This is a genomic window from Desulfotruncus arcticus DSM 17038, assembly GCF_900113335.1.
In the GTDB taxonomy this organism is placed as follows: Bacteria; Bacillota; Desulfotomaculia; order Desulfotomaculales; family Desulfallaceae; genus Desulfotruncus; species Desulfotruncus arcticus.
The window spans coordinates 49,203-71,679 of record NZ_FOOX01000024.1; the positions used below are offsets into that span (position 1 = coordinate 49,203).

The 22,477-nt window shown below is 46.6% G+C and carries 20 protein-coding genes and 1 riboswitch; of the genes, 18 read left to right on the top strand and 2 right to left on the bottom strand.

Annotation, left to right across the window (positions count from 1 at the left end; genetic code table 11):
* Positions 1–70: 70 nt before the first annotated feature.
* The 8 genes from BM056_RS23335 to BM056_RS23370 all read left to right on the top strand — a co-directional run bounded on the left by BM056_RS23335 (position 71) and on the right by BM056_RS23370 (position 9,604).
* Positions 71–1,018, top strand: coding sequence for an NAD(P)H-dependent flavin oxidoreductase (locus BM056_RS23335; protein WP_092475193.1), 948 nt, complete (start codon positions 71–73; stop codon positions 1,016–1,018).
* Positions 1,019–1,066: 48 nt separating this feature from the next.
* Positions 1,067–1,603, top strand: a complete 537-nt coding sequence (locus tag BM056_RS23340; protein WP_092475208.1) for a gamma carbonic anhydrase family protein — start codon at positions 1,067–1,069, stop codon at positions 1,601–1,603.
* Between the two features lie 190 nt (positions 1,604–1,793).
* A complete protein-coding gene (cyoE, locus tag BM056_RS23345) occupies positions 1,794–2,705 on the top strand; it encodes a heme o synthase (RefSeq protein ID WP_092475211.1) in 912 nt (303 codons plus the stop codon).
* Positions 2,706–2,839: 134 nt separating this feature from the next.
* Positions 2,840–3,526, top strand: a complete 687-nt coding sequence (locus BM056_RS23350) for a Crp/Fnr family transcriptional regulator (RefSeq protein WP_092475306.1) — start codon at positions 2,840–2,842, stop codon at positions 3,524–3,526.
* Between the two features lie 308 nt (positions 3,527–3,834).
* Positions 3,835–4,521, top strand: a complete 687-nt coding sequence (locus tag BM056_RS23355) for a Crp/Fnr family transcriptional regulator (RefSeq protein WP_092475308.1) — start codon at positions 3,835–3,837, stop codon at positions 4,519–4,521.
* A gap of 208 nt (positions 4,522–4,729) precedes the next feature.
* A complete protein-coding gene (locus tag BM056_RS23360; protein ID WP_092475213.1) occupies positions 4,730–7,981 on the top strand; it encodes a DEAD/DEAH box helicase in 3,252 nt (1,083 codons plus the stop codon).
* 262 nt (positions 7,982–8,243) lie between these two features.
* Positions 8,244–8,630, top strand: a complete 387-nt coding sequence (locus BM056_RS23365) for a hypothetical protein (protein WP_092475216.1) — start codon at positions 8,244–8,246, stop codon at positions 8,628–8,630.
* A 32-nt stretch (positions 8,631–8,662) separates the two neighbouring features.
* Positions 8,663–9,604, top strand: coding sequence for a sulfite exporter TauE/SafE family protein (locus BM056_RS23370; RefSeq protein ID WP_092475219.1), 942 nt, complete (start codon positions 8,663–8,665; stop codon positions 9,602–9,604).
* Between the two features lie 6 nt (positions 9,605–9,610).
* Here the strand turns inward: BM056_RS23370 and BM056_RS26440 are convergent, their stop codons facing one another.
* On the bottom strand, positions 9,611–9,754 hold the full coding sequence (locus BM056_RS26440; protein WP_165613685.1) for a hypothetical protein: 144 nt from the start codon (positions 9,752–9,754) through the stop codon (positions 9,611–9,613).
* Positions 9,755–9,795: 41 nt separating this feature from the next.
* Positions 9,796–10,644 (bottom strand): HpcH/HpaI aldolase/citrate lyase family protein, encoded by an 849-nt coding sequence (locus tag BM056_RS23375; RefSeq protein ID WP_238456629.1) that lies wholly within the window; start codon positions 10,642–10,644, stop codon positions 9,796–9,798.
* Between the two features lie 110 nt (positions 10,645–10,754).
* Between BM056_RS23375 and BM056_RS23380 the strand changes: the two genes are divergently transcribed.
* The 10 genes from BM056_RS23380 to BM056_RS23420 all read left to right on the top strand — a co-directional run bounded on the left by BM056_RS23380 (position 10,755) and on the right by BM056_RS23420 (position 22,462).
* A complete protein-coding gene (locus tag BM056_RS23380; protein WP_165613686.1) occupies positions 10,755–11,741 on the top strand; it encodes a DUF2325 domain-containing protein in 987 nt (328 codons plus the stop codon).
* A 94-nt stretch (positions 11,742–11,835) separates the two neighbouring features.
* Positions 11,836–12,495 (top strand): ComEA family DNA-binding protein, encoded by a 660-nt coding sequence (locus BM056_RS23385; RefSeq protein WP_238456630.1) that lies wholly within the window; start codon positions 11,836–11,838, stop codon positions 12,493–12,495.
* 132 nt (positions 12,496–12,627) lie between these two features.
* Positions 12,628–12,805, top strand: a riboswitch (cobalamin riboswitch).
* A 128-nt stretch (positions 12,806–12,933) separates the two neighbouring features.
* A complete protein-coding gene (locus BM056_RS23390) occupies positions 12,934–13,674 on the top strand; it encodes an AIR synthase family protein (protein WP_238456635.1) in 741 nt (246 codons plus the stop codon).
* A gap of 18 nt (positions 13,675–13,692) precedes the next feature.
* A complete protein-coding gene (locus tag BM056_RS23395; protein ID WP_092475237.1) occupies positions 13,693–14,202 on the top strand; it encodes an ECF transporter S component in 510 nt (169 codons plus the stop codon).
* Positions 14,203–14,218: 16 nt separating this feature from the next.
* Complete coding sequence (locus tag BM056_RS23400) at positions 14,219–15,958, top strand: ABC transporter ATP-binding protein (RefSeq protein WP_165613687.1); 1,740 nt, start codon at positions 14,219–14,221, stop codon at positions 15,956–15,958.
* Positions 15,952–16,761: an energy-coupling factor transporter transmembrane component T family protein gene (locus tag BM056_RS23405; RefSeq protein WP_092475239.1), complete on the top strand. Its 810-nt coding sequence runs from the start codon at positions 15,952–15,954 to the stop codon at positions 16,759–16,761. Before BM056_RS23400 ends, BM056_RS23405 begins: the two co-directional genes overlap by 7 nt.
* Before the next feature lie 330 nt (positions 16,762–17,091).
* A complete protein-coding gene (locus BM056_RS23410) occupies positions 17,092–18,573 on the top strand; it encodes a putative sulfate exporter family transporter (RefSeq protein WP_092475240.1) in 1,482 nt (493 codons plus the stop codon).
* Between the two features lie 32 nt (positions 18,574–18,605).
* On the top strand, positions 18,606–18,773 hold the full coding sequence (locus BM056_RS26445; RefSeq protein ID WP_165613681.1) for a hypothetical protein: 168 nt from the start codon (positions 18,606–18,608) through the stop codon (positions 18,771–18,773).
* A 306-nt stretch (positions 18,774–19,079) separates the two neighbouring features.
* On the top strand, positions 19,080–19,916 hold the full coding sequence (locus BM056_RS23415; RefSeq protein WP_092475263.1) for a DUF169 domain-containing protein: 837 nt from the start codon (positions 19,080–19,082) through the stop codon (positions 19,914–19,916).
* 128 nt (positions 19,917–20,044) lie between these two features.
* Complete coding sequence (locus BM056_RS23420; RefSeq protein WP_165613688.1) at positions 20,045–22,462, top strand: DNA internalization-related competence protein ComEC/Rec2; 2,418 nt, start codon at positions 20,045–20,047, stop codon at positions 22,460–22,462.
* The last annotated feature ends 15 nt before the right edge of the window (positions 22,463–22,477 follow it).

Genomic DNA, 22,477 nt, shown 5'->3' on the forward strand with positions numbered 1-22,477 from the left:
TTGCAGATTATTAAATAATAGATTACGATAAAAAATATGTTTATAAAGAATGTGAAAGGAAGTATTTGAGTTGAAATTGCCGCAAATTAAAATTGGTGAACTGATACCGAAGTTTCCGATTATTCAGGGAGGTATGGCCGTGCGCGTTTCCACCGCCCCGCTTGCCGCTGCCGTAGCCAATGCCGGTGGTATCGGTGTATTAGGAGCTTCAGGGATGGAACTAGATGAACTCAGGTTGGAAATAAGAAAAGCGCGGGATTTAACCTCAGGCATAATTGGGGTTAATATTATGTTTGCTGTCCGCAATTTCGCCCAAATGGTGCGTACCGCCCTTGAAGAAAAAATTGATGTCGTATTTACCGGGGCAGGCTTTTCCCGCGATGTCTTCGGCTGGGGAAAAGAATTTGGCATCCCCGTAGTTTCGATTGTGTCATCCGGAAAACTTGCTGCTGTGGCAGAAAAATGCGGGGCAGCCGCTGTGGTGGCTGAAGGTGTGGAAGCGGGCGGTCACCTTGGCACCAACCGCTCATTATTTGATATTTTGCCTGAGATAAGGGCTAAAGTTAAAATACCTGTTATAGCTGCCGGTGGCATTATTGACGGGTTTGGCGTGGCTAAGGCGCTAAAAATGGGTGCCGACGGCGTGCAAATGGCGACCAGGTTTGTATTGAGCAAAGAGTGTGCAGTTGCCAAAGCATTTAAGGAAATGTATCTACAGGCAAGGGCTGATGATGTGGTGATGGTGGAAAGTCCTGTAGGTTTGCCGGGCAGGGCATTGCGCAACGAATTTGTTAGTAAACTACAGCAGGGTAGCCAGCCTAATCCAGAAAAGTGCCGTAATTGCTTAAAAGTTTGCTCGCATAAATACTGCATTATGGATGCGCTGGAAAATTCACGTACAGGACAAGTTGCTGAAGGACTGGTGTTTTGTGGTCAAAATGTTTATCAGATTAAAGATATACTTTCGGTTAAAGATATTTTTGATCGGATTGTTGCCCAAGTTGAGTCGGTAGAATAGCATGCAGGTCACAGAGTAATTGGAGTTGCAGGGAATTCGGAGGTGCTTATGAAAGAAAACCAGCTCATTTCCTATGGTGCAAGAACACCAAAACTGCATGCCACAGTATTTGTAGCACCCGGAGCTAAAATTATCGGCCGGGTTGAAATTGGCGCAAACAGCAGTGTATGGTATAACGTGGTGATTCGCGGAGATGTTGATGAGGTGACAATTGGCGCAGGTACCAATATTCAAGACGGTGCGGTATTGCACCAGGATAAAGGATTTCCGCTGGTTATCGGCAATAATGTTACGGTGGGGCATAATGCCATAGTGCATGGCGGTATCGTGGGTGACGGGGCAGTTATCGGTATGGGCGCTATTGTTATGTCGGGAGCCAAAATTGGCGCCAACAGCGTGCTTGGTGCCGGGTCACTTTTACCGCAGGGTAAGGAGATTCCGGCTAACTCCCTGGCGATGGGTTCCCCTGCCAAGGTGGTGCGGCAGCTTAGTGAAGATGAAGTGCATAATTTTGGCAAGATGGCCAGGGGGTATGGTCGTCGCGCCATATTCTGCCGCGGTGCTGGAGATAACCCTGATATCTAATTGTAGTTATGTTTCGCCGGATGCTTCGATCTGCACCGAACCACCGTATTTTAGTGTAAAGATGACTACTGGAGATTATTGCAGCTTTTTTCAGTGATTAATTTATGATAAAATATTTGTTGCGCTTACTCACCTGTTATTAATTAATATTTAATAGAGATAGAATTTGTTGGTTGATGGAGGGAGCGGAATGAACGGGAGTCCGGTCAGGGTGGGGACAGGCTCGGCTTCGCAGGAAATATTATTTTCGATAAGAAATTACATTGAGGTTACCAAACCCAGGTCAGTATTCTTACTGGTTTTTACTGCGCTTGTTACTATGTTCATTGCCGCCTCCCAATATGGCATGACAGCGTTAATACTTGGCAAGTCTCTTTTGGCCATCACCCTGGCTTGTTCAGGTGTTAATACGGTAAGCTGTTATGTGGACCGGGATATAGATGCCATCATGGAAAGGACCATGCACCGGCCAATTCCCTCCGGTAGAATAGCCCCTCCGGCCAAGGCGCTTGCCTGGGGTCTGGCTCAGTTTATTGCTGCTCTGGGCATAGCGTTAACCCTCAATCTCGAATCTTTTTTGTGTATTTTTGCCGGTATGTTAGGCTATGTCGGCATCTACAGTCTTTGGTTTAAACGAAAAAGCTCCTGGAATATTATTCTGGGGGGCTTTAGCGGCGGTTTGCCTGCACTGTTTGGCTGGACGGCGGTGGCGGGCAAGGTTGAGGCCCTGCCATTGCTTATAGCGCTGCTTGTAATAATGTGGATTCCCAATCATATTTGGAATCTGGCCATATTTTACAAGGATGATTATCGTAGTGTCGGCGTACCCATGCTGCCCGTGGTTTGTGATATAAAACGCACGTTGTTGTATATCCTGCTTACCGTTTTAGGCATGTTTTCTTTGTCTATAGGCATATATTTAACCGGAGTCTTTGGCATGTTTTACCTGGTTTTTGCGATAATTTGCGGTTTAGCTATTACTGCCGGAAATATTTACTTGTTTTTTGTTCCCGAGCAGAAAAAAGCCTGGTTTTTATACAAGTTGTCCAGCCCATACCTGTTCCTTATCTTTTTAGCGATGATGATAGATTTGTATATATAGCTTGATTAAATATTTAATAAATTATAAAATAAAATTGATGTTTTAATATTGATTTTTATTGGTTAATATGTTAAACTTTTTGGTTTTTTTTAACAAGAGAGGTGGCCTACTTGAATACTAACGGTTTTAACGAAATGCTTGATTTAAACTCCAATAACAACATCCTCAGGTCCGAACCCGTTTTAAATGAGGCTGAGAAAATGTTAATCAGACAGGCGGGCTCAACTGTTCATTACCCCAAAGGCCACATAATTTTTGCCACCGGAGATATATCCGACCGGGTGTACTTGATTGAAAGCGGATGGGTTAAAATTTACCGACTTTCCGCTGACGGCAGAAGGGTTACAGTGGGTAGTATCCGCAGTCCGGGTGAAATGATGGGCCTTGCGGAGACATTGGTGGAAGCTGAACGTACGTGTTTTGCCGGCGCGATTAATGACGTTGCTATGGTGGTTATGACCAAGAATAAGTTTGAAGAATTAATGGCCCAGCAGCCTATGCTGGCCATTAAGGTTGCCAAATTGCTTGGGGCCAGAATGCGTGAAGCAGAAGCAATCATTCATGAAATGGTTTGCTGGCAAGCGCCGGGCAGATTGGCCCTGATGCTGATAAAAATGGGCGAGAGGATGGGTGTACAATCCAAAGGCGGGATTAAAATTAACCTGCAGCTTACGCATGAAGAAATAGCCAACATGGTGGGAACATCCCGCCAGACGGTGACATCGCTGTTAAATACCTTCAAACAAGAAAAAAGCATCGTCTATGAGGGTAGAGCGATTAGGATAGTAAACCCCGACAAACTCGCCAAATGGGTAATCTAGGAACAGGCTTAAACTAACTATAATAGCTTGAGATCTTGCTAATTGCGTATAAAAGTTAAGACTTACTTTAACCTGCTCAGGCAGGTTTTTTTCTATATGCGCCAATAACCAGTCCTCTACCAACTTTAATCCGGTTGTTTGTTATTAAATGCGAGGGCTATAAATGTCATGAATATGACTTTAGACTGTCATATCGGCGACATTAAATATGTCTATTATTTGCTAGATTTATTATTATTGGCTGTGTCTGATTAACATATTTTTTAACAAGAGAGGTGACCTGCTTGAATACTAACGGTTTTTCCGAAATGTTTGATTTAAACTCCAATAACAACATCCTCAGGTCCGAACCCGTTTTAGATGAGGCTGAGAAAATGTTAATCAGACAGGTGGGCTCAACTGCTCATTACGCTAAAGGTCAGATAATTTTTGCCACCGGAGATATATCCGACCGGGTGTACTTGATCGAAAGCGGATGGGTTAAAATTTACCGACTTTCCGCTGACGGCAGAAGGGTTACAGTGGGCAGTATCCGCAGTCCGGGTGAAATGATGGGCCTTGCGGAGACATTGGTGGGGGCTGAACGTACATGTTTTGCCGGCGCGATTAATGATGTTGCTATGGTGGTTATGACCAAGAATAAGTTTGAAGAATTAATGACCCGGCAGCCTATGCTGGCCATTAAGGTTGCCAAATTGCTGGGGGCCAGGATGCGTGAAGCGGAAGCAAACATCCATGAAATGGTTTGCTGGCAAGCGCCGGGCAGATTAGCCCTGATGCTGATAAAAATGGGCGAGAGAATGGGTGTGCAATCCAAAGGCGGGATTAAAATTAACCTGCAGCTTACGCACGAAGAAATAGCCAACATGGTGGGAACATCCCGCCAGACGGTGACATCGCTGTTAAATACCTTTAAACAAGAACAAAGCATCGTCTATGAGGGTAGGGCGATTAGGATAGTAAACCCCGTTAAACTCGCCAAATGGGTAATCTAGGGAACAGGCTTAAACTAACTATAAATGCTGTATTAAAGTTATAACTAAAAATTCAAACATGAAACTAAATCTCTGACATGGCGGTTCTAATGTGTTAATTTGGTCCGCCATGTTTTTTGTTTTTTTCAGGATAGATTTTTTTATCGAATTATGATACCGGTTTTAGTAAAATGTAATATGAAATACTGTGTTATTTACGGGGTGCTATATGCTCAAACTAAGTGATCAATCGATAAAAGAGCTAGTGGAAAATGTCCAGGTTTTTCAAAGGGGAGGGCAATACTTTAAGGAAAACAGGGTGACTGCCCTAAAATTCAATAAAAAAGAACTATACCTTTCTGCCCTGGTTGCCGGCGAACAGCAGTATGAAGTGGAAGTAGGCTTTTCAAATAACGGTGAAATTAATGATATCTATTGTGACTGCCCGGCGTTTTACCAGTACGAGGGGGCCTGTAAGCATATTGTTGCAGTATTATTGGCCTTTCGCGACAGGGCTTTAAGAAATAATAAAAGCAACACCGGTGAAAATGTGCTGGCACAAAATATTTTAGATTATTTTAATGGTATTAACGACCCGCCCAAAATCCCTGTAGATCTGGAATTAACCCTTGATTACAAGAATGAAATAAGAGGCGCGGCACGCCGGGTTGTCCCTTCTCTCACTATGCGCATGGGGGAAGGTAAATTATACGTTGTCAAAAATGTTAAAAATGTTTTCAAGGCCATGACTGGTGGGGAAACCATCATATTTGGCAAGAACTTTACCTATTCTCCCCATACCCACGTGTTCAGCTCCAGGTTCAGGCCGATAGTTGATCTTTTGCTGGAAATGTATGAAATTGAGGAAAGCATGATAGAAGATTACTGGTACGGAAGCTGGCAAAATTCTCAGGGCAGGCTATTTAAAGGTAAACAGGTTTTATTAACCCGGTCGCTTTTGCTAAGATTGTTGTCGCTGCTGCCATCCGAAGGATTTAACATTAAAATGTTTGATCAAGAATATTTAAACTTGCCAATTTTAGAGCGGGACTTGCCCTTGCGCTTTTCACTGGGCAAAAAACAGGATGACCTGTTATTAAATTGGGAAAGATTGAATATCTTCCCCCTGGTTGCAACCGGGGAATATTGCTTATTCGAGGGCAAGGTTTATAAAATTTCCGATTATCAGAAGAGATTTTTTGCACCTTTGATTGATGGATTCGCGCAGTCTCCCGATGGGATTCGTTTTTCCAAAAGGCAAAGGGAGCGTTTTTTAGCGGAAGTACTGCCGATGGTTAAAAAAATAGGTCAGATTGATATTCTGCCCGTGGTGCAGGATAGTTTAATTGAAGAGGATTTAGTAACAGAAGTTTATCTGGACAAAGCAGGGGACGACGTTACAGCCAAAGTTGAATTCGTTTATGGTGAAATCCATATAAATCCCTTTACCGCTCAGGCCGTACCGGTGACGGGGGGTAAAATTCTTGTACGCGATACGTCAGGGGAAAAGGCAGTATTAAGCCTGCTTGAACAGGCTGAATTCAGGACTCAAAATGGGAGCTTATATTTAAAACAGGAAGACGCGATATATGATTTTGTGCAGCATCTATTGCCGCAAGTTCAACAGCTGGCGGAAGTGTACTATTCCGAGAACTTTCGTAAAATCCGCTTTCGGGATGCCAAAGCTTTCTCCGGCGGCATACGTCTGAGCGAGGACAGCGGGATGCTGGAATTCTCCTTTGAATTGGAAGGAATTGATATGGCGGAAATGGGCGCTATATTTCAGTCACTCAGGGAGAAGAAGAAATATTACCGGTTAAAAGACGGTTCTTTCCTGCAGTTGGATACAGCCGAAGCTAATTTGGACCAAATGCTGCATATGATCGATGCGCTGGATCTTACAGAGAAGGATTTACAGAAAAATGTGATTAAACTGCCTCAATACAGGGCCTTGTATATTGACCGCTGTCTAAAGGAAGCTGATTTGCATTTCACCAAAAACCCGGCGTTCAAGCAACTGGTGCAAAATATTACGGAACCACGGGACCTGGAATTTAATATACCCCATAATCTTAAGGGTGAGCTGAGGGATTACCAGAAGGTGGGGTTTAAGTGGCTTAAAGCGCTGGCTATGTATGGTCTGGGTGGAATTTTAGCCGACGATATGGGACTGGGGAAAACGATCCAGACGATTGCCTTTATTATCTCGGAAAAGGAAAAAGTGCAGGCGCCTGTGCTGGTGATTGCCCCCACTTCGGTGGTATATAACTGGCAGTATGAAGCTGAAAAGTTTGCGCCGGACTTGCAGGTTGTGGTGGTGTCCGGAACCCGCGGTGAAAGGGAATTACAAATCCAGGCGGCGCAAGGTGCTGATTTAGTGATTACCTCCTATGCCCTAATCAGACGTGATGTAGAGCTGTATCAGGATTTTAATTTTGGTTATTGTTTTCTGGACGAGGCGCAGCACATTAAAAACCCCGGTTCGCTCAGCGCCAAGGCCGTAAAAATAATTAAAGCCAGAGGCTATTTTGCATTAACCGGCACGCCCATGGAGAACAACCTGACTGAATTGTGGTCCATTTTTGATTTTGTAATGCGCGGTTACCTGTTATCCCATCCAAAGTTTGTGAAAAAATTTGAGCGGCCGGTTATCAAAGAGCAGAACCAAAGAGCTTTGCAGGAATTGCAAAAACAAATCACCCCTTTTATTCTGCGCAGGATGAAAAAAGAGGTCTTGCAGGAGCTGCCGCCAAAGATAGAAACCAGGGTGCTCACTGACTTAACCAGGGAACAAAAGAAAATCTACCTGACCTATTTGCAGCAGGCTAAAGGAGAAATTGAGGCATCCATTGCCGCCAAGGGTTTTGAAAACAGCCAAATTAAAATTTTGGCGGCTCTTACCAGACTGCGCCAAATTTGCTGTCACCCGTCCACTTTTTTAGAAAATTACAGGGGGGATAGCGGTAAGCTGCTGTATTTAAAGGAGACCCTGCGGGACACCATTAAAAGCGGGCATAGGATTCTGCTTTTTTCTCAATTTACCGGCATGTTAAGTATTATTAAAAAGCTGCTGGAGGTTGAGCAGATAGATTATTTTTATTTGGATGGCTCCACCAAGGCCGAAGTCAGGGGGCAGATGGTACAGGCATTCAACAAAGGCGAGCGGAGCATCTTTTTAATATCTTTAAAGGCCGGTGGAACAGGGCTAAACTTAACCGGGGCGGACATGGTGATTCACTATGACCCCTGGTGGAACCCGGCTGTGGAAGAACAGGCCACAGACCGCGCTTACCGCATTGGTCAGAAGAATGCGGTGCAGGTGATCAAGCTCATTACCCGGGGCACCATTGAAGAGAAAATATATCAGCTGCAGCAAAAGAAAAAGGCCATGATCGATTCGGTTATCCAGCCCGGGGAAACAATGCTGTCTAAAATGACCGAACAAGAACTCCTGGAGCTTTTGGGATCAGGCTTAAACTAACTATAATAACTGTAATATTATAATAATTGAATATAAATTGAAAGTGCTTAAACCTGCTCAGGCAGGTTTTTTTTTGTGCATTTGCACACATACTAATCCGTAAACATTTGCATTCGGGTTTGTCGCCGGCGCGACGTTTTTATTGTCATCAAGATGACTTTTGGCTGTCATTTTACTGACATTAAGTGTATCTATTATTTGCTAAACTTATTTTTAGCATTAATAATTGTGATGATTACATGAGCAAGAAAGGTGGTGAGTCATGGTAAACGCACTGTTGGATAAATGGTTTCATCCAAACCGTGCCAAGCAGCAGGAACTGCAGGACAGGATTAAGGAGTTGCAGGAACTTTCAAATTTAGCTTTGGAAATTGGCAACCGTCAGATTTATAAAAACCTGCAGGTGGAATCAAACGAGCTATTAATGAAATATTTGACGTATGCTTTTTTTGACGGACTTCGTTTTCTTGCGCCCCATCTTTTTATACTTGCAATTATAAGTACGAAAATTAGTTCAATCCACTTGCCGGTAAGCATACCGGCGCTTGGTGATAAGTTATCCATTGTTTTTCCCTATATAGTGGTGGCAGTCTTAGCAAACTATCTTTACAAAAAATACAAACGTAAAAGAGACTGTTTGCCTGTATGACTTAAAATTTATAGTTCAGGAGGTTAATGTTTATGGATTTCTCAGTGGCCGGTGTGCATGTTAATCCAATTATTTTAATCTTATGGTCCTTATTCGTCGGTTATGTATTTTCAACGGTTGGCGCAGCGGGTGGAATTCTGGCCGGTGTCGGTCACATCACCATTTTCGGTTTGAAGAACGCTAACATTGTAAAACCCATGAACCAAGTTTTAACATTAATCAGTCCGGTAATCTCTTCCCCCTTATATTTTAAAGAGCGCCGCCTGGTAGTACCGGCAGCCATAGCCCTGGGCCTTGGCGGTATAGTTGGTGCTATCCTTGGATCTTATCTGTCCCACACTTTTTTGCCGGATATGAAAAGCTACAAGCCTTTATTCGGCGTTATCACCTTGTTTATCGCGATTAAAATTTGGCTGGAAATGCGTCCAGCTGCCAAGGCTAAACAAGGTAGCGTCAAGAAAGCCAACAAAGCTTTTGAAAATAAAGTTAAGGAATTAAAAGCAGAAGGCAGAATGAACGAACTTAAGGATATCGGTGTTAAGTTCAGTGAAGTGGGAATCAGCAACACCTTTAGCTTTGCCGGTGAAACCTTTAAATATAATGCTCTGTCTCCCTTTATCGCCGGTCTGATTGTTGCGATTATCTCCGCAGCTCTGGGTGTTGGCGGCGGTTTCCTTTTGGTGCCTTACCTCAGTAGTATGCTTGGTTTCCCCATGTTTATCGTGGCCGGTACTTCCGTGCTCTCCATCCTGGTATCCTCAGCCACCAGTATTGCCAACTACCTGCGCATGGGCAGCAGCCTGGACTTTGCCATGTTAGGTTTTGAAGTAATTGGCGTAGTTATAGGTTCTTACCTTGGCCCCGTACTGTCCAAGTATATTAAAGGCGAATATTTAAAGATTTTCCTGGCTGTTATACTGACATATATTGGCGTCGGCTATCTCTTGGCAGGTTTTGGAATTAAAATTATCTAATTAAAATTAATCTGTTTCATCATAAGAAAGTCTGGTCACCCTGGTAAAATCGCCTTTGCGTTTTTCCTCCCGGGTGGCTTTTTTTTCTAGGAAATCCGTCATGCCCGGAGCAACTGTGGGCTCAGCATTTTTTTTGTTCTTTTTTTTCATAAAAAATCACCCCGGGAATATTTTACCCCCGGGGTTTATTTTTATTTCACTGTGGATAATATCTGGCGGGCGCGGTTAACTATAGGGTATTCAACCATCTTGCCGTCAAGCTGGATTACGCCGGTCCCATTAGCCTCCGCCTCTTCAAAGGCGGCAACAATTCTTTGGGCTGTTGCTATTTCTTCGGCTGTGGGACTAAAAACATTAATTACAGGCTCTATTTGAGCCGGGTGGATCACCAGCTTACCCTGGAACCCCATTTTACGTGCCCTAAGGGCATCCTGGCGCAGAGAGTCAATATTTTTGATGAAAGGGCAAACGGTATCTATAGGGGGATCTATACCCGCCGAACTTGATGCGACAATTAATTTAGACCTGGCAAAAAACAGTTCCGTTCCGTCTTCAGAATAAGTTGTCCAGGTATCGGCGGTATAATCATTGCCGCCCAGGGCCAACCTTTTTACCCGCGGGCATGCTGCTGCGATCTCAGATGCTTTTTCAATGCCCCGGGTGCTTTCAATAAAGGGAATCAGTTCCAGCGCTCCGCGTGGGATGCCCCTTTCTTCTTCAAGCAGCCCGATCAGCCAGTCGGCCATTCTGACTTCCTCACCTGATTCAGCCTTGGCCAGCATAATACCAAGCACCTTGGGGTTTACCACTGCCTGCAGGTCCTTTAATATATGGCTGGTTCGAACACCGTTTACGCGTACAAAGGATGGTGGTAATTTTTCGGTATTGATTACTTCCTGCACCACCGACCTGGCTTGATCCTTTTCACTTATGGCCACTGCATCTTCCAAATCCAGAACAACAGCGTCAGTGTCCAGCGAAAAAGCCTTGGTAATTTTTTTGCGGTCGACTCCCGGCGCAAATAATATACATCTGTACATGGCCAAATGACATTCATTCCTTTCGATGATAAAATATGGTTAGTATGTTTTATAGGTTATTTTCGACGTCTGTGACATTATTCCTATTAAAGTATTTAAGGTGGGATTTTATGCCTGATAAAGCTTTTGAAAAAGTGCTGCAGTTTCTGAACGATCTAAAAGACCTTGACCAAAACGCATACGCTGAACTCCAAAAATTGCACGAAGCGCTGCGGTCATCACGCAAAGCATATATGGAGATTGTGCACAGGCAGCAAGAGATTGATACAGGTGAGCAGGATCGGGAAGTAGAGGAAGCGGATGAAGACAGTTTAACTGGAGACCTTCGCCGGCTACCCAAGGGTGCGGTTATAGAACTGGATAACGGAACGGAAATATTCGTACCGGAAATTTGGGTACGCAATCTTGGTTTGGAACATGGCGATGTGGTTGCGGCAACCCCTTTGGGTATGCTGGACCGTTCCCCGCTCTATGAATTCTCGGTGTTGGAAAGACGGGGCCTGGGAGCGACTTCGGACCGGGTAAGTATCACCGGGCCGGTTGTTTTTCACGGCGGTGAATGGTTTATCTACAGCGATGAGGAAGAAAGCTTGATTTCGCTTAAACCGAAAGAAGTAAGGGGATTAGACCTGAGGGAAGGGGATATTGTTGAAGTTGCCTATCCCGCAGGGGATATTTCTGCTGCCAGAGTGGCCTGGAAATATGAGGATGTGGAACACGAACCGGAGTATCGAACCAGCAGGGTCACCAGGAGGCAGCCTAAAAAAGAAAAGGTGGCGGATATAGGTGACCCGGTGCTGTCCGGAAAAACAGTGCTTGTAGTGGGGGGAGACCTGTATCGGGAGTCTTATAAATTGAACTTTGAGCGCAGGGGTGTTAATTTTACCTGGGAGTCCGGTTTTCAAGGCAGCCAGGGAAAAAACATTGAAGCCAAGGTTCGCATGGCCGATGTAATTGTCCTGGTGACCGGGATGATGTCCCATCGTTTACCTGATGTTGAAGCAATGTGCCGCAGGTATGGCAAACCATATGTATATGCTCCGTCCAAAGGGTTCACAGGAGCAGTAAGGGCTTGTCAGAAGGTATTTTTAAAATAAACCGGTTTTGGCACAGCTTAAGGTACAGCCGTACAGCCATACCAGTACCACAATCGGGCTAAAATGTTATGGAAGGTGAGTTTCCTTGTCTCAAATGGAAAAGCGACATCAGATTATAATATTAATTGTTGCGGCGGTAATACTGTTTAGTGCCGGGTACAAATATTCCCAGGTCAAGCAAACCGGCAACCCGGCGGATGATGGGCTGGTCTCCGGCCCGGAAGACGGGCAAGGGGCGTTATTTGAAGAGGAGAGTCCGCAGGAGCCGGATGAAATTGTTGTTCACGTGGCCGGTGCGGTAAAAAAGCCGGGGGTTTACCGCCTGCCTCCGGGGTCCCGGGTAATAGATGCAATTGATTTAGCCGGCTCCACTGAAGATTCGGCCCTGGACAGATTAAACCTGGCCGCGCCGCTGGAAGACGGGAAACAAGTCACCGTATTCAGCATAAGTGAACTCAAACAACAGCAGGAAGCAGGCCTGGCGCCGCCGCCCGCCTCAGCGCAATTATCCGGTGCGGCGGCGTATACTACAGCTTACCCGGGTAATAACAGCAGCGGTGGGTTAATCAATATCAACCTGGCCGGTACGGCCCAGCTTGAGCAGTTGCCCGGCATCGGTCCCGCCTTGGCCCAGCGGATTATTGATTACCGTACCCAAAACGGTCCATTTGCTGCTATAGAAGATTTAATGAACGTATCAGGAATTGGCGAAAAAAGGTTTGAGCAGATTAAAAGTCAGATATGTGTAAACTAACTGATAACAAGTGTGGCGCGGCGGACTGTCAACTGCCGCTGCCTGCCCCGCCTAAAACGGGACTGCCGAAGTCCCGGGTAAAAGCGCACTTGTCATGAATAATATAAACACGTATAATAAAGCTGTATTGACAATTTAATACCTTTTGCAGGTGCCCTTAATGAGGGAGAATAGGGAACCGGGTGAAATTCCCGGGCGGACCCGCCACTGTGAAGAGGAGGCTGCACAATATGCCACTGGACGGTGGTCCGGGAAGGCGTGTTGGTCTGTGAATCTGAGTCAGGAGACCTGCCTGCAAAAGATTGGTGCAGCCATGAATGATGGTAAAGTTCATGACCTATTAGCTGAATGCGGCCGGCGCATCAGCCAATAGGTCATGAACTTTTTATTTTACGCCGGATTATTGGCCCGTAGGAAGGGGGGATATTATTGAGTTACATGGGCAGGGATGTTGAGGTGGTGCCGCTTGATGACAGTAAACATATGGTGGCTGCCTGTGACTCCTGCGGCGCTGTCGGCTCCAAAGATTTGGACGTAGTAAAAGTCTCTAATTACATAGTTGGCAGGTTTACGGCCAGGGTGGCTTTACTGGAGGTGCTGGCCACGGGAGCAAGGCCTGTTTTGCTGGCAGTAACCTCAGCCAATGAACCCTATCCGACTACTAAGGGAATTTTGCAAGGTGTCCGTGACGAATTGAAGGCTTTGGATTTAACAGAAACGCAACTGGCCATCACCTCCGAAAAAAACATGCCCACCAGACAGACTGGTTTGGGTATTACAGCTATTGGGGTTTGTGCCAAGGAAGCACTGCGGGTTGCCACCTCCAGGCCGGGAGATGACCTGTATTGTCTGGGACTACCCAAAGTAGGCGCCGAAGTGGTTGCCCACGATGACCCTGAAATAGTTCAGGGGCAACATATACTGGCCCTGCTGGCCAGTCCGGGAGTACATGACATTATACCGGTGGGGTCGCGCGGAATCCGCCGGGAAGCGGAATCTCTGGCGCTGCAGACAGGCTGTGGTTTTAAGCAGGAAAAAACCGTTGCAGTTAATCTGAATAAATCGGCAGGACCGTCAACCTGCCTGATTTTCACCTGCAATAAGTACACTATGCCGCCCCATTTTCCACCAACACCTCTGGTCAGAATAGGAGGCCTGCAATATCATCCGGAGAGATAATTAAAGGAGGAATTTAAAATGAACAAAGCAGAAGTCCGCAAACAGGGATTCGATCCGGCCAACGTTAAACGAATTTCGATTATAGCAGTCTTTATTGCCTTAAGCGCGGTGGGCTCACTGATAAAAATTCCCAGTCCGGTGGGAACCATCGGGTTGGATTCCGCCCCCGGCTATTTTGTCGCCCTGGCTTTTAGCGGTCCCCAGGGGGCGGCGGTAATTGCCGCCGGGCACTTGCTAACCTCGGCCATTGTGGGCTTTCCCCTGACCATACCCATACATTTATTCATAGCTGCGCAAATGGCCTTATGGGCATTGACCTTTCGGTGGATAAACAATAAATTTGGCATCATTGCGGCAGTGGTGGCGGCAGCTGTGTTAAATGGCGTGGTTTCCTCGTTTACAATGGTGCTCATTGGTGGTATCGGCGCTGTTATAGGAGTTATGCCCTTCCTGGTTGTGGGGTCGGCTATCAATGCTGTAATAGCCGCAGCAGGCTGCAAATTAATCAAGGGCAGTAAACTTATCTAAATTGGGGGATGGTGGATTGCCAAATGCAGTTGAATTAAAGAATGTTTCCTACAGCTACCCCAATAGCCGGCAGGCAAGTTTGAACAACGTTAATTTTTCTGTGGCGAAGGGGTCCTTTGTGGCCGTTATGGGACCTAACGGCGCCGGAAAAACAACCCTGAGCCTTTGTTTAAACGGCTTAATTCCCCAGTTGCTGGAGGGTGAACTGGCCGGTGACGTTACTGTTGACAACAAAAATCTGCGTATGTGCAGGGTCCAGGAAATGGCCGGGCACGTCGGTCTTGTTCTTGATGATCCGGAGGCCCAGATTTTTGGCCGAACCGTTATCGAGGACACTTCTTTCGGTCCGGCCAACCTTTCACTGCCGGTGGAAGAGATTTATCAGCGGGCCGGCCAGGCTTTGCAGATGACCCGCTTGAACGGCTATGAGCAAAGAAGCACCCACCGGTTGTCCGGAGGGGAAAAACAGCGCATGGCCATTGCGGGCATACTGGCCATGCATCCGGAAATAATGGTTCTGGACGAGCCCGCCTCGGCCTTGGACCCCCTTGGCATAAGGGAAATCTATCAAACCATTGATGATTTGCGCTTGCAAAAACAATTAACCATTATCGTGGCTGAACATGACTGCCAGGAAATTATTGGCCGGGCTGACCGGGTGATTGTGCTCAAGGGCGGGGAAATTGCCTGGAGCGGCGTTCCGGAAGAGCTGTTCCGGAACGTTTCCCTCCTGCAAACCTTTGGTATCAGGCCCATACCGGTAAGCCTGATTGGCTGGGAGTTCTATCAAAAAGGGTGGATTGCTTTTGCAGAGATTCCACTGGGCGTAATAGCGGCGGAAAAAACCGTCAGAGATATTATGACCAAATATAACCTGCGTCCGGTGGGCAAGGCAGATCCACCGGTTGTCCGTCAGCCTGAAACAAAAGCCCGGGCGCTTATTCAGGTTAGCAACCTGAACTATCAGTATCTGCCGGATAACAATGTATTAAAAAATATCAACCTGACCATCCGCCGGGGGGAGTTCGTCGCTTTAATCGGCCCCAACGGATCGGGCAAAACCACGCTGGCCAAGCACTTCAACGGCTTGCTGCAGCCTTCGGCCGGAGATGTTATTATTAATGGTGTAAATTCCAGGGAATTTCCTCAACTAGCCCGGGTGGTGGGCTATGTTTTTCAAAATCCGGACCATCAGATTTTTTCCGCTACTGTAGAAAAAGAACTGGAATATGGCTTAAAGAATATCGGCCTTGACAGTGCGGAAATCAGGCGGCGGGTTGACCGTGTAATAAAATTTACCGGCCTGGAGCAGCGGCGGAAGGACCATCCTTTTGCGCTGGGCAGGGGCGAGCGTCAAATAATTGCTCTGGCTTCAATTCTGGCTCTGGAGCCTGAAATTCTTGTTGTTGACGAGCCAACTACCGGACTGGACTGGGCCGGTGTGCAAAAAATAATGGAACTGATTAGACACCTGCATGATCATGGTACTACAATAATTATGATCAGCCATGACATGGAAATTGTGGCCAGGTATGCCCAGCGTATCATTATGATGAAAGATGGTTCCATTTTACTGGACGGCAGCACCGGTGAAGCTTTCAGCAACCTTGAGGCACTGGAGCAGGCCAGCCTCGTTCCCCCCCAGATAGCCAGGCTGGCAGCCCGTTTAAGAGATCTGGGCTTTACTGCGGACTTGCTGCAGGAAAGGGAATTTTTGCAGGCTATGGGTCGGCCCGTGGAGGTTTTGCCGTGTTAATAGAATACCTGCCCCAAAAAACATTTATCCACGGCCTGGACGTACGTACCAAGCTTATCGGCTTTACCGGCCTGGCCATCCTGGTCTTCTTATTTGGCCATCCGCTTTATAATCTGGCAGTTGCCCTTACCGTAACCGCTCTGGCGTTGTCGGCCGGCCTGCCTTTCAAGAGAACCTTGGGCTTTCTGGTTCCCCTGCTGCCGGTGCTGGTGCTGATTATGCTTTTTTCAGGTTTTACTCAGCCGGACCGCTTTGTTCTGCCGGCTAACCGGACGGTATTATTTTATTTGCTGCCGCAGCACAATTGGGGACTGACCGTAGGCGGGCTGCTGACCGGGTGCACAATGCTGATCAGACTGTTCGCCATGATCATTGCCTCGTCCCTGGTTACTCTGACTACTCCCATTGATGATTTTATCCAGTTGTTTAATAAAATGAAACTTCCCTATGAGTTTTCATTTGTGGTTGCAACCGCTCTGCGTTTTATCCCCACTATGGACAGGAAGAGGCTGCTGATAATTGATGCCCAGCGATCCCGGGGCGCTAACCCGGAAAAGAAAGGCATCATCGGACATATCAAGGGTTGCATTCCCATTATGGTGCCGATGATGATCAATTCAATCATGATGGCCAACAACCTGTCCATGGCGATGTTGAACAGGGGCTACGGGTGCTCCGCCAGCCGCACATTTTTAACGCAAATATCATTTAAACGGAGAGACTATTACACTTGTTTTTTTATCATCCTGGTCGTAGTTCTGGGGATTTATATGCGTTGGGGGTTGCACATGGGCGTACTTTAATATCAAGAACTACATTTTTGTGTGTGCTTGTTGCAAATAACCTCAATAGTACTGAAAAGCGCGTTAATGGAACTGCTTAAACGCGCTTTTCTTATTGTTTTACACTAATGCGGCATTGTTTTGGAGCTCCCATCGAACAGTATAAAAATTGATTTGTAAATGTCATTGCCGGCTGCATTTATGAATAGGTATTTATTGCAACTGTTTCATAATTTTTATCTAAGGAGATGATTAAAAGCCAAACCTAAAGCAATTTTTGATGGAAGGAAGGTGATGCTGGCGAGTTTATAAGAACTCATTTCAGATTCCTTTATTTATGGGGGGAAAAAGATGAATCAAATCAGCGCTTCGCCTGTCCGGTCCCCGCTGCTTAAAACAGAAGACTGGTGGGCTGTATGGCTGGGAGGATTAGTATTCCTGCTTGGCCTCGGCCCTCTGGTCGGTACAGATTTATTAGGATGGGCTGTCAAAACCAATGTCTGGCTCAGCGCGTCCAAGGCGCTGGTGCCGCAGTCAGAAGCTTATGCTTTTCTGCCGGGATGGGTATCTTTGGTTCTAACTTATTTGTTCTTCCTGGTGACCACTACCATTGGCGCTTCGGCTATGGGCTGGAATATTAAAAAATTTATGGGCGGGTTTACTGTAATTTTTGCGCTGACGTATGGTTGTTGGTTCATTGGCAGCTATGCCCATATCGCAGCGACCAAAAACGCACTGGCTAATTTAAATATCTCCTGGTCACTGGGTCTTACTCAGGAAATAGGTTTTGTTATCGCTATGGTTGTGGGACTATTAATAGGTAATTTTTGGCTCGGACTTGCAAAGTACCTGGAGGAGGCCGCCAGGCCTGAGTGGTTCATTAAAACGGGCATTGTAATATTGGGTTCGGCTCTGGGGATAAAGGCCCTGGGCTCGATGAACCTGGCTTCGACGGTTATTGTCCGGGGGCTTTGTGCCATTGTCGAAGCTTATTTAATTTATTGGCCGGTTGTTTATTTTATTTCACGAAAATGGTTTAAGCTTACACCGGAGTGGTCGGCACCCCTGGCATCCGGTATTTCCATTTGCGGGGTCTCGGCGGCCATCGCTACCGGAGGGGCAATAAGGTCCCGCCCACAAGTGCCGATTATACTGTCTTCTGTCATCGTTGTGTTTGTGGCTGTGGAATTGCTGCTGCTGCCCTGGCTGGCGGAAATGCTGCTTTATAAACAGCCTCTTGTCGCCGGCGCCTGGATGGGGCTTGCGGTCAAAAGCGACGGCGGGGCTGTGGCCAGCGGCGCCATCACGGATGCGTTAATCACAGCCAAGGCGGCAGCCACTATGGGAGTAAAGTGGGAGCCCGGTTGGATGCTGACTACGGCCACTGTAACTAAAGTTTTTATTGATATCTTTATTGGCGTTTGGGCCTTTATCCTGGCCATCATCTGGTCCGTGTACAGGATAGACAAAAAAGACAGCAAGGAAAAAGGAGACAAGGTTTCCGCCGGGGAAATCTGGGAACGTTTTCCTAAATTTGTTATCGGTTATGCAGCTACATTTTTTATTCTGCTCTTAATCGGTCTACTAGCGCCCCATGCAATTAAAGACGCTACAACCGGGGCGAATCAGGCTAACGGACTGCGCGGTATATTTTTTATGCTGACATTCTTTTCCATCGGCCTGGTAACCAACGTTCGTAAGCTATGGGCCGAGGGAATGGGGAAAATTGTGCTGGTATATGCCGTATGTCTGTTTGGCTTCATATTATGGGTAGGCCTCTTTATCTCATGGATCTTCTACCACGGCATTATGCCGCCCGTGGTAGGCGGATAAGTAGTCGCGTCCCCTGTTAGGAGGTGTATGGCATGTCTGAACTGGAATATAAAATGGAACAGCAGCCCAATGTCAAGGTTGAAATGGAGGCGCAGGAATGGTATGACCTGCTGCCTGTTGAAAAAAAGTTAATCGGGTATTCATTAAGCCTGGGCATAATACTGCTGGTTATTTTTATCTTGATTTTCCGGGTCATGTAATGTAATTATTGGCAAATAGCAGCAAAATAACACTTTTACAGCATCAAGGGCGAACCCATTTCGAGACGTGGGTAGCCCTTTTTTATTTTACGGGTAATTACACGCACCAGGGAAAAAGTATAGCGTTTTTTTTGTCGTGATAAAGACAATATTTATGTCGCCACAAAGACACTCTATTTGTCGCTGTACTGACATCAGATGCGCTAAAACTTTGATATTTTTAACGTATAATTGAAAATTATTTTTAGGATAACTTTTGCTAATGAAATCTAAAGCAACTTAAATTTTTTCAGGGAGGGCAAAAAGATGCTTTTAAATGTTCAAGAGTTTGCTGAGAAGGACCAGTTAACCTATTCCGAGATGGCCGATGCGCTGGAGTACCTTTACAAGTTGGATTATCATCCCGTAGCTGTCAAATTTTTCTGGGATGAGGCAGAGTTTAATAATTTTCCAGCTGAAAAGGTTCCCGGGCCCAAAATGACTGTTTGCCAGGTAGCACTGGCCTCCCGGATGAATAACTATATCGTTAAGGCTAACGCTGACAACTTGATGTGTGGCAACGCCAAGACCTGTCTGGGTATGCGCGAAGCCAGTGATGAAGAAGTTGAAGGACATATTAAATACACCGCTGATTGGGATATGGCTAAAGAGTGCCTGCTGGCCAAGCCTATGCTCCCACTTGGTAAATTAAAAGGCTTTATGACTGCACCGTTGAGCAAAACCCCCGTGGAGCCGGATGTCGTTTTTATGGTGACTAATGTTCTGCAGGCCTACCACATCTTCAATGACTACATCGGCGGCAAAAAAGTGCCTACACTGCAGTTTAACCACACTGTAAACTCAGCGGTATGCGGCGGTATGGTATATTGTTACAATGAGCAAAAACCCAATATGACCACGATGTGCGCCGGCAGCTACACCTCCGGTAAAACTGAAAAAGGTGAAATCAACGTTTATATTCCCGGTAAAGACATCGGTTTAGTGGTTAAACAATTAATTAACCGTATGGCCAAATATGGCGGAGTATCAATGGTTGGCTCACCCGGTCAGGAATGGCCCGGTCTGCATGTCTGTAAAAAGTGTCCAATGGTTAAGTTTAAAGACGCCGGCGAAAAGCAAAACAGGCTCAAGGCCGTACAGTAAGAAGTGTCCCCAAAGGCTATATATTTACAGAATAAGGCGGAGCCATATTGCTCTGTCTTTTTTCTTTAATCAATTAGCGTTATATGTTATCATTATTTGTTAAGAAAAGCTTTTTTTGGGAGTACAAGGTGAACCGGCCTTTAGTTACCGTTACCATAAGTTTTATATTGGGTATAGCATCCGGTGTGCGCTTTAATTTAAGCCCTGGCTTATTACTGTTGCTGTCCGCCGGCTTTTTGATTTTAACCTTGTTATACTGTGTCCAGGCCTGGCAGGAAAATTGCCGGGTCTTTGTTTTGCTCTTTTTTATTTTAGGCTGGACCAATGTATGTGTTGATATTGAAAAACCTGCTAACGGCCCGGAAGAGTACGCGGGCCGGCATGTTATCCTGGAAGGCATCGTTGCTGTTGAACCACAGTTACAGCAAGATAGCGTTAGGTATACCATTGAGGCTAAAAGTATTAAACATGGTGCCCGGAGGTTGGAAACAAGTGGCAAGGTACTGGTCAGGGCACCGGGTAATGGCCCGGTGTACCAGTATGGCGACCTGCTGCAGGTTGGAGGGGTTATCTATATTCCACGGGAACCAAGCAATTTTGATGTTTTTAATTACCGTGATTATCTGGAACGACGGGGTATCCAGTGTCTTTTATATGTTAATAAAAATGAGGACCTAAAGCTGTTGGGAAAAGGAGCGGGCAGTAAAATCCTGCTATTGGCTTCAAAAGTTAAAGGCAGGCTGACCGAGGTGGCCGGTCAAACAATGGATGACCGGCAAGCAGCCGTAATCGGCGGGCTGCTGTTCGGGAACAGGGACGGAATTGATGACCAAACGATGGATATTTTTGCAAATACCGGGGTGGCCCATGTGCTGTGTGTCAGCGGCCTGCATGTGGGCTATGTCCTGGCCGGAGTGCTTGGTCTGGCCGGCTTATTACGCCTGTCCGGGCGCTGGGTGCTTTTCCTGGCCCCGGCTTTAATGTTGTTTTATGCAGCTATGACCGGGATGAGTCCGGCAGTGGTAAGGGCGGTGTTAATGGCCACCATAGTTTTATTGGCGGCATATTTAGGGCGGGAAAGGGATTGGCCGACCGGTTTGGCGCTGGCGGCCCTGGTCATCCTGTTGATTAATCCGGCTTATCTTTTTGAGATAGGGTTTCAGCTTTCTTTTACCGCAACCTGGGGTATCCTTTACCTGGGTCCGGCGCTCGGTGATTTTTTGCGCAATCGTTTGCTAATGCCCGGCTGGCTGGCCATGCCGCTGCAGGTGACCCTGGCTGCGCAGCTTGCCACGCTGCCGGTGCTGCTTTATTATTTTAACCTGCTGGCCCTGGTAGCACCGCTGGCTAATTTGTTGCTGGTTCCCATGGTGGGAGTGGTAATGCTGTTTGGCTTTGTTGGCTGCGTCTCAGGCATAGTTTTTTTGCCGCTGGCCGGGTTGATTAATTTTGCTACCGGGGTGCTGATAGACCTGTTTTTGGGTCTGGCAGGTTTAATCGAGAGCTTTCCCTGGGCTAAAGTATACCTGGCGGCTCCGCCCTGGTATGTTTTCCCGGCCTGGTACGGCTGTTTGGCGCTGGCGGTGCAGACAGCCGGAGACGGTGTTACTTTATTCAGCAAATGGGGGATCAGCAGGTATGTCAATGCTGCAATAGGTGTATGCCTGGCTGTTTTTATATTCTGGCCCTGGAACGGTACCGGCGGACAGATGGAAGTTCACTTTATCGATGTCGGCCAGGGGGACAGCGTTCTGATGCGGTTTCCGGGCGGACGTGCCATGCTGGTTGATGCGGGCGGCGTTTTGGGTGATCCGGAAAAAGCGCGTGCTGTGGGAGATAATACAGTGGTGCCGTATTTGCGCCGGCTGGGAATTAATCAGCTTGACGCGGTGGCCGTTACTCATCCGCACGAGGATCATGTGGGAGGTATTCCGGCCGTACTGGAAAAATTCGACGTTGGCGCGTTGGTTTTGACCGGGGCACCCGGTTATAGCGAATTTTTGACGAACGTTTCTAAAAAAACAAAGATTTATCGGGTAGGATCAGGCCAAACGCTGCGTTTGGATAACAATGTGGATGTGTATGTAATTGGCCCGGATCTGAATTTCGAAACACAATCGGCAAGTGAAGATGATTTAAACAATACTTCGCTGGTATTGGCTGTTGAGTACGGACAAGTCTCATTTTTATTGACGGGTGATATTGAGGCGGAGGCCCAAAGAGAGTTAGTTGCCAGCGGGGTAAGATTAAAAACCACGGTTCTGAAAGCGCCCCATCACGGCAGCGGTTTATTTGAGCCTGAATTTTTTACAGCTGCAGCGCCTGATTATGCAGTGATACAGGTAGGAGAGCGTAACCGTTTTGGGCATCCTGCTCAGACGACATTGCAAGCACTGGCTGAAAGCGGCGCAAAAATTTTGAGAACCGACCGTGATGGAGCAGTGGTGTTCGAAACAGATGGAGAAAAACTAAACGTTAAAACAGCCCGGCCAATAACCGGGGATAAAGAGGGTTTAAGAATTGATTTGGAGAAAAAGATTGATTAGGCACAAAAGTTGCAA